The organism is Halobacillus sp. Marseille-Q1614 (genome assembly GCF_902809865.1).
Lineage (GTDB): Bacteria > Bacillota > Bacilli > Bacillales > Halobacillaceae > Halobacillus_A.
Genome location: NZ_CADDWH010000001.1, coordinates 1,960,071 through 1,973,050, shown reverse-complemented (window position 1 = coordinate 1,973,050; position 12,980 = coordinate 1,960,071). Strand labels below are relative to the sequence as shown.

Sequence of the window (12,980 nt, the reverse complement as noted above, 5' to 3'; positions counted from 1 at the left end):
TCTGCTAAACTATAAGTAAAGCAGAACAGGAGGGGGACGAAGAGGATGTCATCCTTACGATTTATACATAGTGCGGACTTACACTTAGACAGTCCGTTTAAAAGTAAAAGCCACTTGCCGAAAGAATTACTTGCCAAATTGCGTGCGTCTACATTTGAAGCCTTTGACCGCTTAATACAACAGACAATTAATCATCATGTTGATTTTCTGGTTGTGGCTGGTGACCTATTTAATGAAGAAACGCGTAGTTTAAAAGCCCAGGTGCAGCTTCGTGATGGCTTTAATAGGCTTAAGCATTACGGCATTCAGGTGTTTATCAGCTATGGAAACCATGATTATATGAAGGGGGCTCACTACCCGCTGTCTTTTCCAGACAATGTTCATATTTTTGATGAACAGGATGTTACGGTGCTTCCCTTTTACAGAGGGGAAGAGCATATTGCCAACCTTTATGGATTCAGCTATGTGGAGAAATCAGTTACTGAAAATAAAACCTCTCAATATAAAAAGACAGGTAATCCTGCTTTTCACATCGGTACCCTTCATGGAAGTGTAGAAGGAGCAGATGAACATGAGTCTTATGCTCCGTTTAAAATCCATGAACTTCAGAATGCTTTGATGGACTACTGGGCGCTTGGCCACATTCATAAGCGCCAGTTTCTTGCAGATAACCCATACATCGTTTATCCCGGCAATATTCAAGGCCGATCGATTAAGGAGCCGGGTGAAAAAGGCTGTTATTTAGTAGAAGCGGAAGGAACAAATTTCAAATTAAGTTTTCTTCCTTTGCATTCTTTTACGTACGAATCAGCAGTGCAGGAATGCGGAGCCATCCAGCATCCGGAGCAGCTTGAAGAAATTCTGATTAAGGCAAAACAGCAGGTTTCTAAAAAAGCCCCTGCCATACTTACAGTGACGTTAAAAGCTGAGCAGGGGCAATTAACCAAATGGCAGTCAGAGGGACTTGTCGGCCAGTGGGTGGACATCCTCAATGAAGAGGAGGAATTCGATCAGCCGTGGATTTGGATCGATAAAGTCCTCGTGGAAGATAAGGTGACGTGGGACGAACAGGAATTAAAGGAGAGTCCGCATTTCGCCGGGGAGTTTCTGCGGCATTTAGATGAAATGGGAGAGGATGGTTTCCATGATTATTTATCGCCATTATACAGGCAGAGACGTGCTTCTAAAGCAATTGATCCGCTGACTGAAAGTGACAGAAAGGAAATTATGGAAGCCGCTAAGGTATTGGTCCTTCAGCAGCTGTTAAAAGGAGAGAAGAAGTGATGCGGATTAAATCGTTGCATATTTACGGATTTGGTAAATGGAAAGATTACTCGGTGACTTTAGACGAGTTTCCACTGACGGTTATAATGGGCGATAATGAAGCGGGGAAATCAACGATTCAGCAGTATCTTCTTTTCATTCTTTTCGGCCTTCCGCCTAGAAAAAGAGAATTTTACCAGCCAAAGTCCGGCGGCTCTGTTGGAGGAAACATAACCGTAGAAACAGAGAAGCATGGCGAGGTTATAGTAGAAAGAATTCATGACCGGGACCTCGGGGAAGCCATCTGCCGGCTGGAGAATGGCGAGCAGCATGGGGAAGTTTTTTTGAAAGAACTTCTCGGAGGAATCTCTAAAACTGTTTATCAGTCGATTTACAGCTTTAATGCGGAAGATCTGCTCCAGCTGCAGCGGTTAACTGGCGATGAACTCGGCGAAGTCTTATTAAATGTCGGGCTCATGGGCTCTGACCAGATTTATGAAACGACGAAAACATTAGAAAAAGAGTTAGATTCACAGTTTAAACCAAAAGGAAGAAACCCAAAATTGAATCAGCATCTCGAGAAGATTGAACAGCTTACGAAGCAGCGGCGTCAAGCTGAGCAGGAAGTAGGAAATTACCAGCAAACTCTTGAAAAAACAGAGGCTTTAAATAAGGAGATCAACGAATTAAATGAGCGGGTTGAAAAGGAAAGAGGATATGCCAGTCAATTATCCCAACTGAAAAAAACCCTGCCTGTTATTCAACGCTTCCATCAGCTTAAAAACGTTAGTCAGCCGGAAAATCAGCTGCCGGACGATGCTTATGATCAAATGCGCCACCTTCAGGAAACGATCCTGCCGCTTAAAAGCAGACTAAATGCCGCAGCGGCTCAGCTTCAGGAAAATAGGGAGGAAGCGAAGTATATCACTTCAAGCCGGGCTGACTATTCTTACGATGAAGCAGAAGAACTGTTAAAACTTAAGACAGAATATGAAAGGAATCTCGAAAATAAAAACAGGCTCGAGCAGCAAATCAACCAGTTAGAAGGAGAGCTTGAAACAGAACTCACTGGCTCCGGTATTTCACTCGACTTAGCTGCTTATGAGTTCCCGTTCTATTTAGAAGAGAAGTGGCGAAGCTTAAGGGAAGAAACTCGTAAACTCCAAGCAGACACAGTGCAGTGGCATGAAAAGGAACGAACCCTCAGTCAACAAAAAGCCCAGACGAAACGCCAGCTGGAGGAATTAAAAAACGAGTCCATCAGTGAAAAAGAAGCAGAAAGGAATTCTGAACTAATTGACTTTTACATTCATTCACAGACGGCTGCTTCTTCTTTAGCTTCTAAAAAAAGTTCAACACTTTTTTATGCGGGCGCTGGCTTAATCTTTTTGACAGGCTGGCTATTGACGTTTCTGACATTGGAAACGATTTGGCTGTTGTCAGGAGGAATATTAAGCTTGGCCGTTCTTGTGTCCATGAAGCTTCAAAGCAAAGAGCAGGGAAAGTCAGCCAGTCAGCCTGTTTCTAAGGAAGCTTACAACGAGGCGAGGGAGAAACTTCAGAAGTATGAACAGACAAAAGGTGAATATCTGTATCTAATGGAGAATTGGAAGTCGGTTCAACAGGAGGAAGTCCGGATCGAGGAGCGCCAAAAGCAGCTGGATGACCGGCAGAACCAGCTTGGCAATACGATAGATGAGCAATACAGAGATTACCCTTTTCTTACGAAGCTTCATATCGATCATTGGGAAAAGCTGTACCACCTCCTCAGACAGCTTAAAGGAAAACAACAGTCCATTGAAAAGATAAAAGAAGAGCTGCATACCTGTTATAAGCAACTTACTGGAATAGAAGAAAGGCTTGATGGGTTTTTCCGGGCCTGTAATTGGGAAGATGGTCAGCAAAGCCATTTACAAAGGTTCACAAAATTGACTGATTTCCATGAGCAGGAAGTCCAAAAAACGAAAGAGCTAAAGAGACTGGAAAAGGAAAGTATGCTGCTGACTGCCCAGAAAGAAAAATTAGAGGAGGAATTAGCTCCTCTATATGATCAGCTGGACTCCCTTCTCCATAAAGCCGGCGCGGTGGATGCGGAGCATTTTTATAAAATAGTGGAACACCACCAATCTAAAAGTAAAGATTGGCAGGAGAAGCAGTCCGTCGTTCAGCAGGTCCAACTGATGCTGACTGAAGAAGAGCAGCACCTGTTTAATGTATGGGATGCTCCGATCCGAGAGTCAGACGTTCTTATGGAAGCAGACAAGCAGGAAAAAGTAATCGAAGAGCTTAAAGAAAAATTAAGCGATTGTCAAAAAGAGAGAGCTGATGCAGAACACCAGCTGCAGCAGCTTGAAAGCTCTGAAAGATTGTCTGAACTGAATCATCAATATGCTGCAGAGCGGGAGGTTTTTCAGGAAGAAACGAAACGCTGGGCTGCACATAAAGTAGCCTTAGAAGTTCTAAAGAAAACGAAAGAAGCTTATCAACACAATTATTTACCTAATGTGCTAAAAGAGGCGTCCGCTTACTTTTCCCGATTAACGGCGGGAAGGTATACTGCAATAAACCTCGATAGGAATGCGGGTAAAATTAGGGTGAAAGACGCAGCAGGACAATATTACTTAACAAATGAACTGTCGCGCGGCACTGCCGATCAGCTCTATATATCTTTAAGGCTGGCGCTAGCTAAGGTTCTCTCCGGCCATCAGCAGGTTCCTTTTATTGTTGATGATGCTTTCGTACATTTTGATAAATCGAGGTTGAATGTAATGCTTGAAATAATCGAAGAGCTGGCAAACACGCAGCAGGTTATTTTATTTACTTGGCGGCGTGATTTGCCCGAACAGCTTGAATCGCCTCAGTCTGTATGGCTAAACTCATAAGGCTAGTCGCAAAATATGTGGAAAAATGATAAAATGTTTGAAAAATTAATACATCTTTGACTGCTCCCTGGCTTTAGCCAGGACAGTCTTTTTACCTTATAGAAATAAGCGATTAAAGAAAGGTGAGGAGAACGAATGAAAAGAGGCATTGCACAGTATCAGGTAGGGGAGGTATTCGATTATTTTTTGCTCATAAAGACAGCCGCCAAAAGTGTAGCAAGTAATGGGAAACCCTTTCTTACCCTTTTGCTCAAAGATACGACAGGCGAAATTGATTCGAAGTTATGGGAAGCTACACAGGAAGATGAGGAACTGTTTAAGCAGGGAGAACTGGTCAAAGTACATGGAGAAATCGGTCAATTCAGGAACCGTCCCCAATTGAAAATCCATAGCATCCGCCCCGTACAATCTACTGATGGCGTGCAGGTTTCGGACTTTATCGAAAAGGCTCCAGTTCAAAAAGAAGACCTTATGGAAAGAGTGACTGAGGCTATTTTTGAAATGAAAAACGCTAACCTTCAGCGAATCACACGCCACTTCGTCAAAAAATATCAGGAAGAATTTTTTACTTACCCTGCGGCTGTAAGAAACCACCACAATTACGTATCAGGGTTAGCCCATCATATCTTTTCTATGTTAAATATCGCCCAGCAGCTTAAAAATATGTATCCAGAGATTAACAAGGATCTGTTATATGCGGGCATCATTCTGCATGATCTCGGTAAGATTAAAGAATTGTCCGGAAGTACCTCACCTTCCTATACACTGGAAGGGAAACTGATCGGCCATATCCCTATAATGGTCGAAGAGATCCAGACCGTGGCCAAAGAACTGCAGATCGAAGGGGAAGAAGTCACTGTCCTTCAGCATATGGTTATAAGCCATCATGGAAAAGCCGAGTGGGGAAGCCCTAAACCGCCTTTAATAAGAGAAGCAGAGCTTTTACATCAAATCGATATGATTGATGCTCAGATGAATACATTAAATCGGGCGTTAAAAAAAGTGGGACCCGGCGAATTTACAGAAAGAATTTACTCCCTGGATCAAAGAACTTTTTATAAGCCAAGTTTTGAAGAATAATCATAGGGAGACAAGTTCGCTCATAGACTAGCTGTATAGAACCGACAGGGGAGGATATAGTCCATGATCTTTGGTCTTCCGATTTGGGTATTTATGTGCATTCTTTTAATCTTTGTTAGTGGATATATGGCTTTTCGAGCCATGAAAGCCGAGCGGAAAATTGAACAGCAGTTTATTGAGCGGGAAGGTCGTGTCTATATATCTAGGATGGAAGAAGAAAAGGAAAGACGTGAACGTGTCCGAATGTATTAAAAAAGCAAGGTAGACGAGTAATCTACCTTGCTTTTTTTATTATCCTTATTCATTGCTGCTTTCTTCGCCCTCACTGCCTTCTTCATTACCAGATTCTTCGGAGCTTCCTTCGCCGCCTTCATTGGCAGGAGCTTCAGGCTGCTTAAATAAATCTTTGTATTCTTCAATCTTCACATCAATTTCGGAGTCCTGAATCAGCTGATTTATTTTTTCCTGAAGCTGCTGCTGATCAATGTTCTGGCTGACCAGTGTACGCTTGATTTCGGCTTTAGAATCTTCATAAGACTCTACGTCTTCAGCTTCCCTCTTGTCCGTTACTTTAATAATGTGGTACCCAAACTGGGATTGAACCGGGTCGCTGACTTCATCGACTTCCAGGCTGTAAGCTGCTTCTTCGAAGGCCTGATCCATTTGGCCAGGGCCGAAGAAGCCAAGGTCTCCGCCATTTTCGGCTGTCCCGTCAGAAGAATATTCTTTGGCTAAGTCTTCAAAGGATTCTCCATTGTTCAGCTTTTCTTTTACTTCATTAGCTGTTTCTTCATCTTCCACTAAAATGTGGCTGGCTTTAATTTCAGTCTTCATACGTTCATAATATTGCTTCATTTTTTCTTCAGAGATGTCGACTTCTTCCGCTGCTGCTTGTTCTTGAAGCAGGCTTAAACGGATGGATTCTTTAAAGTCTTCTTCATCTTCATAAGGACTTTGCTCAAGAACCGTATCGAATTGATCTCCGTATTGCTCTTTTAAGTTGTTAAATTCTTCTTCTACCGCTTCATCGGATACTTCATAATTTGCTTTAAGCACTTCTGCAATAACGAGCTGCTGAAGGACTTGTTCGCCTGAACTTTTCTTCAGCTCCTGATAAAATTCTTCCTTTGTGACGTCTCCGCCGCTTGTTTCAACCACCGTTTCTGAATCATCGCCTGAATTACACGCTGATAAAGTAAGTACACTTGCTGCTAAAGCAGCGGACACTAAAATTTTTCTCATTTTCTCGTACACTCCTCAAAACCTTTATATATATGGTCCATGAATAAATATAACATATTTTGGTTCATCTGTTCTATAAGTAGCAAAAAAATAGATCAAACGATAGGTAATTGCCCATTCAGATCACTTTTAAAAGGCATATGATGTGTTATGTCTTAAGCATGGGGGTGAAGATATGGGTTACGGATATGGTGGAGGATTCGCGTTGATCGTAGTTTTGTTTATTCTACTCATCATCGTAGGTGCAGCTTGGCTATAAGATGAAAAACAGGCTATGTTTTTTTATAACATAGCCTGCAAGTTACATATGATTAATGACATCCACGTATGAGGAAATTAGAAGTATAGTGATAAGGACATTGATCGTCCGGAAGACTTTCGATTGTTTTTCGGTAGACATTTTTGTTTTTTCACATAAGGAATGGGTGAGAGAATTGAATATGAATAAAACGATGAGTCCGTATACGAGAAAGAGTATGGCGATAATTGTAAAAACCTCCTTTATTCCCTATGCAACTACTTTACCAAAGTTTACGCATGTTGAACAGCAGAATCCATTAAAAACAGCGTTCTCAGATAGAGAACGCTGTGCTGTTATATTTTTTGTCTGCGGACAAGGATGTCATATCCATCCTTCGCGTTTTCAATTACACATTGCCGCGGCGCCTTCATGAACTGATTTAAATAAAGAAAATCACTGAAGGACAAGCCGATATTAACAGACGCAAAAATAATGAGATAAGCAAAGTAATTAGGGAATACAAAGCTCATCATCAGTGCAGGAAGTGTAATCAAGAAAGTCGGCGCCAGCGCCATTACTATTGAAACCTGCTTTGATAATTTTGATTTACACTGATAGGAAAAAGTAGGAGTTAACCTGTTTTTTGATCTAAACTGAACTCTCACTTTTTTATAAAAAAGAATAAGCGGCAAAATGTGCATTAATCTATGCATAGCCGGGAGAAAAAATAAGATGACCAACAAGGGTAGAAAACCGTGGTCTTTCAAATTATGAGTCCCATGCATGATAGAAAAAGGCAGATATAATAATAAAAATGATAACAACGCTGTGAGTAAGGACATAAGGTAAACACGATTAAGACCGAATTCCTTGTTGATGTTTACTGATTTCCAGCAATTCATCTTAGAATCCCCCTTTGCTGTAAAAGTTACGGTGTTATTAACTATAATTTCGGGTATGATGGTAATTGTTTGTTTTTTATGAGCACAAGACGAATAATAGTACGTTTTGTAATAAAAAGCAATAGGTTTTTTGTAAAAAATCCCCCTATAATTACGAATGCTGCAAAAACAGCGTCGTTATAGGGGGTGAGAGGTATATAAGGAGGAAGAAAAACTTGTCAGAACTTGAGGGAACAAACATCAGCCGCTTTCATCCGCGTTTTACAAAAATGCTCAGCTGTAGAAAAACCTCATGCTTTCGGACAACTGACTTTTCTTTCGAAGGATAGTGCGAAGGGCTCCGGGAAACGGATCGCTTTTAAGTGGGCGTACGGTGAGCTTCCTTAAGGATTTTGCCTTGCGGGATATCACCTTGTACGTTTCTCCCTAAGGAGTCTTACAGTTCCCCTTTGCCTCTATCCTGATAAGTTTTTCTCTCTCGTTCTATTGGCTCTCTTCCCGGGGCCTGCGCTCTTAAGGAGGCGGGGTACCGGGTGAAAGGTCAGCAGATCCCTCTTCTCAAATGAGCAGGATTCCATTCACCTTTTTCGTCGTAATGGGATGGGAAGCAGCGAGACTCCTTACAGTGACCAGCTTTCCCGTAAGGAAAATCGTATAATTGAGACAAATATAAAAAACCCTTCCCAATGCGGGAAGGGTTTTGGGTTTTAAGATGATTGTGGCTGCGTTTTTTGCTTATAAGCTTCTAAGTCGGCAGGCTCTTCGACAATGGACTGTTCATCTTGAATGCTTTGAAGGGAACGTTCGAGAATGTCGATATATTCGTCGCCATAGATTTCCTTAATAAGGGCAGACAGATCAAGAAATTCAGGAAGTTTACCGTATACTTCCGCCATCGGAAGAACGCCTTTTAGTACAGAATTATTGCTTGGTTCATAATTATTTAGTGTGTCTTCCAGAAGTTCCGTCCCCATTGAAGTCAGCTCGATATACGTGTTTCGCTTATCGTTTTCTCTTTTTGAAAACTTAAGCAGCCCCCGTGCTTCAAGCTTCTTTGAAAAGTTGAAGGCTGTCGATACGTGCATAACTCCATATTTAGAGATCTCGGAAATACTGGCTCCCTTTAAGTGATAGGCGATCCATAAAATGTGATGCTCATTTATATTTAATTGAAAAGGTTTGATCCAATCCTGCCAATCTTTCTCAATAGCTTTCCAGAGGGCCTTCGATAATTGAGCCATTTTGTGACTGTAAAAAATAGCCTCTTGTTTGGATATCTTTTCTTTCATGTCTGTCACCTACTTTTTTAAGTTTAGGTTCCTTTTCATTTAGTTCCCCTGATAATAGACGTTTCAACCGTCTCATATTACAAAAGTATTACCTACATTACATTTTAGACTAGAATCAATATAATGCAAGAATTAATGTGCTGAAAATTGTCGAATATATTATTTTTGTAAAATTTATACATGGTAGGTTCTATTAACCAGCTGATGCGCGCTCTTCCTTTTGCTGTTTTGGAAAAATAATATGGAAGAAGAATGCTTGGAAACGATCGGCAGAAGAAGAGGTGGGCAGTTACAGAGCTTTAGGGCTATTAAAAAATCATCAGAGGTTTTGTCTCCTCTGATGATTTTTTTACTTGCGTTTCTTAATGTTCGGTACGGCTCTCATTCTCCTCGGAATCTTCCTGAGACTTCGCTTTTTCTTCTAATTCTTTCAGGCTTTCTTCAATCTGCTGTAAGTATTTTTGAATGTTTTTCTGGTGAGGTTCTACGGTACGCTTCCAGCTTTCTACTGAGTTTTTAACATCTTCTGAAAGTTCTTTAATCAGCTCAGCCCCTTCTCTAGAAGTTTGGGCGATCTGGTCTTTCAGCTGTATCCCCTCATCTTTTAAGTTAAGTACGGTTGTTTTTAAGTTTTCACTTTTAAGGCGGGCGTTTTCCCGGAAATCTCTTCCCGAAGAAGGGGTATTAAGTAAAGTGTAAGCGGCTCCTGCTACTCCTCCTACAACAATTCCAATAATAAGTGATTTAGCATTTGGCATGGAACTACTCCTTTCAAAGTCGAGACTATTTAGTATTATTTTCTCTTAATATTTACGTTTGAAACCTCATTCTAGAAAGAAAATAAAGAAGACCCCTACTTATGTGCTGTAGAAGTCTCGTGGAGTATGATGCGAGTACATTATTGAAAACTCATCGTTTGAGCTGTATTTGACCTTTTCATGATTGATTGTGCCAGTGGATAAATGACAAGCATTGCAATTGTATTGACAGCGGCTGTCGGCAGCACAATGGTTGCAAACATAATACCGAAGCTTGCTTCCATCATTCCAATTACAAATAAGACAAGTCCTAAAAAGATTGCTCCGCTAATTAATGTGCCTGCAGCTGTTAAGACAGGTGCAGCTGCTCGCTTTAATAAACGTCTTAGAGCAAGATATATTCCAAAAAACACAACAGCCGTGATTGGCTTTTCAATCATGTTCGCCAATTGTCCTCCAGGTACGGTGGTTGTCAGTGCGGAAATAAGTCCTGTAGCAGCGCCAAGGATTCCTACATATGAAAGCTTTGGAAACAGAATAATTCCAAGAAACATCATAGCCAGCATCATGTCAGGCCGCATTCCTAAAAAGAATGGCGGTAAAACCGCGTGCAAGACAGCACCCATTCCAACAAGCAGTGAAAGTAAAACTAAAACTCTAGTATTCATTTTTACCTCTCCTCATCTCTTCTAAACTAAATTCCACTCACCAAGTATATCCTCGTGATTACTTGCGTAAGCCTATCGTTATTATAGCAAAACCAAAAGGGAATACAAGGTGTTAAATATTATTCTGAATACTGGATGCGATTTCCTGTAAGTCTTCCGGCGTATAATCGTCGGAATGAACCGTCCATTCAGGTTTAAATCCATCTTCCTTACCGTATCTTGGAATCAGGTGAATATGTAGGTGAAAGACAGACTGTCCTGCGGGTTCTTCGTTATTGTTCAGCAGGTTAAGCCCAGCCGGCTGATACGTTTTCTTAATGGCATTTGCGATTTTTGGAACCCGTGCGAATAATTTCTCAGCAACCTCATCATCCGTACTGTAAATATCTTTTGTATGTTTTTTCGGAATAACGAGTGTATGACCTTTAGTCACCTGGCTGATATCGAGAAAGGCGTAGACTTCCTCATCCTCATATACCTTCGCTGAGGGAATATCTCCGTTAATGATCTGGCAGAAAATACAGTTATCACTCATGTACTACACTCCTTCAAAGGTTTTGTATAATTGTATCATAATTTAAGTGGTTTTCTCGATTACAGTCCCAATTGTGTATGGCTGCTTCAGATTATGATAAAATTTATGGGAATGAGTTCATGAAATGAGGGATAAAGTTGAAACCATTGTTACATATAGATGAATTACATGGAGGCTACACTCATAAAAATGTGCTCCATGGCATTTCTTTCGATGTTTTTCCTAACGAAATCGTCGGGCTGATCGGCTTAAACGGAGCCGGAAAGAGTACAACGATAAAGCATGTCATCGGCATGATGCAGGCGATAAAAGGAAGAGTGGCGATTAATGGAACCACTTTTGATGAGAATCCGGACGGCTATCGCCAGCAATTTGCTTATATTCCGGAAATGCCGATTTTATATGATGAATTAACTTTGTATGAGCATCTCCATTTAACAGCGATGGCTTACAATATTCCTGAAGAAACCTTTAAAAAACGCCTGGATCCTTTATTAAAAGAATTCAGACTGACGAAAAAATTAAATTGGTTCCCTGTACACTTTTCAAAAGGGATGAGGCAGAAGGTCATGATTATGTGCGCCTTTTTAATTGAACCTGAACTCTATATTGTAGACGAGCCATTTGTGGGACTTGATCCATTGGGGATTCAATCGTACTTAGAATGGATGGAGGAAATGAAGAAAAATGGAGCCGGTGTCTTAATGTCGACTCACATTTTAGCAACAGCGGAGAAGTACTGCGATCGCTTTGTCATCCTGCATGACGGAAAGCTGCGGGCAGCCGGAACTCTGGATGATTTGAGACGTTCTTTCAATAAACCTGGCGCTTCATTGGACGATCTTTATATTCAGCTGACAAAGGAAGAAGACAATGTTTAAGGCAGGAGAGTTTTGGAACCGCCGTTTTCAAGAACATGTTAAAGAGACGAGCCGATATTTAAAATACATTTTTAACGGTCATATCGCAGTTGCAATGTTTTTCTTTATTTCTGCTCTTGCTTATTACTATCAGCAATGGCTGCTGACAGTTCCAGAAGACTTTCCGACAGAGTGGGTCGTCGGGATTGCTTTTGGATTAGTTGCTAGTTACAGTCCAGTGCGCACGCTGCTCAAAGAGCCGGACTTAGTGTTTCTGCTTCCGGCTGAACATAAGCTTGGAGAATACTTTAAAAGGTGTCTTGTTTACAGCTTCTTCGTCCAGCTTTATTTAATTCTGCTCGTGGCCGCAGCGTTAGGACCACTTTATTTTACCACGTTTCCAGAGCTGGGCACGAGATACTATTTGGGGATGATAGCTCTGACTCTGGTCATTAAGCTGCTCAATATGATGGCCAACTGGTGGATGCTTAAGGAGCGAAATGCGAATATCCGCCACACAGATCTGTTCGTACGGATCTTGTTGAGCATCGTTTTCTTCTTTTTCCTATCCCAGGGAAATCAGCTGTTTTCAATCATTACCGGAGTATTACTTCTCCTAGTAGTTGCTTATATTTATTCGCTGGCCCATAAAAAAGCCGGCCTCGTTTTTGATCTTCTCGTTGAAAAGGATCAGGCCAGAATGAGAACTTTTTATCGGATAGCCAATATGTTTACCGATGTTCCGCATTTGAAGAACCCGGTTAAGAAAAGGCATGCCTTAGTCCAGCTTTTAGCTCAAGGTGTTCCTTTTCGTCAGTCAGAAAGCTTCACATATCTTTACCGGATTACGTTTGTCCGCAGCAGTGATTATTTAGGCATGTACTTCCGGTTGATCGCGATCGGCGGGTTAGCGGTCTGGTTTGTCCCTAATGTTTGGATCAAAATTGCCTTTGCGATACTGTTTCTTTATTTAAGCGCGTTTCAAATGATGTCGCTTTGGAATCATCACCGCACCATTGCGTGGGTCGATATTTACCCTGTGAACAAAGAAGCGAAGCAAAAAGCGATGGTCCGCTTTTTGAAACAGCTCATGCTTTTTCAGACCTTTTTGTTCACGGTGCTTTTTATCGTGCAGTGGAATGTCCTGGGCATTTTAATTACAGCGTTAGGTGGTACATTGTTCAGTCTTGCTTTTATTAAAACCTATATAAAACCGAGAATTGTATAAAAATCAAGCGGTTCCTCTTCCGTAAGGGAACC

14 protein-coding genes are annotated in these 12,980 nt (G+C 41.3%); 7 read left to right on the top strand and 7 right to left on the bottom strand.

The window, feature by feature from the left end:
- Positions 1–45: 45 nt before the first annotated feature.
- The 4 genes from HUS26_RS09970 to HUS26_RS09955 all read left to right on the top strand — a co-directional run bounded on the left by HUS26_RS09970 (position 46) and on the right by HUS26_RS09955 (position 5,477).
- Positions 46–1,284: a DNA repair exonuclease gene (locus HUS26_RS09970; RefSeq protein WP_173917020.1), complete on the top strand. Its 1,239-nt coding sequence runs from the start codon at positions 46–48 to the stop codon at positions 1,282–1,284.
- Positions 1,284–4,145: an AAA family ATPase gene (locus HUS26_RS09965; protein ID WP_173917019.1), complete on the top strand. Its 2,862-nt coding sequence runs from the start codon at positions 1,284–1,286 to the stop codon at positions 4,143–4,145. The genes HUS26_RS09970 and HUS26_RS09965 overlap by 1 nt, the downstream gene beginning before the upstream one ends.
- 135 nt (positions 4,146–4,280) lie before the next feature.
- On the top strand, positions 4,281–5,225 hold the full coding sequence (yhaM, locus tag HUS26_RS09960; RefSeq protein WP_173917018.1) for a 3'-5' exoribonuclease YhaM: 945 nt from the start codon (positions 4,281–4,283) through the stop codon (positions 5,223–5,225).
- 63 nt (positions 5,226–5,288) lie between these two features.
- Positions 5,289–5,477 carry a sporulation YhaL family protein gene (locus HUS26_RS09955; RefSeq protein WP_173917017.1) on the top strand — a complete coding sequence of 63 codons (189 nt, stop codon included), beginning with the start codon at positions 5,289–5,291 and terminating at the stop codon, positions 5,475–5,477.
- A 45-nt stretch (positions 5,478–5,522) separates the two neighbouring features.
- Here the strand turns inward: HUS26_RS09955 and HUS26_RS09950 are convergent, their stop codons facing one another.
- On the bottom strand, positions 5,523–6,467 hold the full coding sequence (locus tag HUS26_RS09950) for a peptidylprolyl isomerase (protein WP_173917016.1): 945 nt from the start codon (positions 6,465–6,467) through the stop codon (positions 5,523–5,525).
- 175 nt (positions 6,468–6,642) lie between these two features.
- Between HUS26_RS09950 and HUS26_RS09945 the strand changes: the two genes are divergently transcribed.
- Positions 6,643–6,726 (top strand): YjcZ family sporulation protein, encoded by an 84-nt coding sequence (locus HUS26_RS09945; protein ID WP_101844812.1) that lies wholly within the window; start codon positions 6,643–6,645, stop codon positions 6,724–6,726.
- 42 nt (positions 6,727–6,768) lie between these two features.
- Here the strand turns inward: HUS26_RS09945 and HUS26_RS20010 are convergent, their stop codons facing one another.
- From HUS26_RS20010 to HUS26_RS09920, 6 genes are all read right to left on the bottom strand, one after another.
- Positions 6,769–6,951, bottom strand: a complete 183-nt coding sequence (locus tag HUS26_RS20010) for a hypothetical protein (RefSeq protein ID WP_254434279.1) — start codon at positions 6,949–6,951, stop codon at positions 6,769–6,771.
- 110 nt (positions 6,952–7,061) lie between these two features.
- The gene (locus HUS26_RS09940; RefSeq protein WP_173917015.1) at positions 7,062–7,610 is read right to left on the bottom strand and encodes a DUF3267 domain-containing protein; all 549 of its coding nucleotides are present in this window, start codon (positions 7,608–7,610) and stop codon (positions 7,062–7,064) included.
- A 707-nt stretch (positions 7,611–8,317) separates the two neighbouring features.
- On the bottom strand, positions 8,318–8,899 hold the full coding sequence (locus HUS26_RS09935) for an HTH-type transcriptional regulator Hpr (protein ID WP_173917014.1): 582 nt from the start codon (positions 8,897–8,899) through the stop codon (positions 8,318–8,320).
- 362 nt (positions 8,900–9,261) lie between these two features.
- The gene (locus HUS26_RS09930) at positions 9,262–9,657 is read right to left on the bottom strand and encodes a YtxH domain-containing protein (protein WP_173917013.1); all 396 of its coding nucleotides are present in this window, start codon (positions 9,655–9,657) and stop codon (positions 9,262–9,264) included.
- A 140-nt stretch (positions 9,658–9,797) separates the two neighbouring features.
- Entirely contained in the window at positions 9,798–10,325 is a 528-nt protein-coding gene (locus tag HUS26_RS09925; RefSeq protein WP_173917012.1) for a tryptophan transporter, read from the bottom strand.
- Between the two features lie 112 nt (positions 10,326–10,437).
- A complete protein-coding gene (locus tag HUS26_RS09920; RefSeq protein WP_173917011.1) occupies positions 10,438–10,860 on the bottom strand; it encodes an HIT family protein in 423 nt (140 codons plus the stop codon).
- A 137-nt stretch (positions 10,861–10,997) separates the two neighbouring features.
- Between HUS26_RS09920 and HUS26_RS09915 the strand changes: the two genes are divergently transcribed.
- The gene (locus tag HUS26_RS09915) at positions 10,998–11,741 is read left to right on the top strand and encodes an ABC transporter ATP-binding protein (RefSeq protein WP_173917010.1); all 744 of its coding nucleotides are present in this window, start codon (positions 10,998–11,000) and stop codon (positions 11,739–11,741) included.
- Complete coding sequence (locus tag HUS26_RS09910; RefSeq protein WP_173917009.1) at positions 11,734–12,948, top strand: ABC transporter permease; 1,215 nt, start codon at positions 11,734–11,736, stop codon at positions 12,946–12,948. The genes HUS26_RS09915 and HUS26_RS09910 overlap by 8 nt, the downstream gene beginning before the upstream one ends.
- The last annotated feature ends 32 nt before the right edge of the window (positions 12,949–12,980 follow it).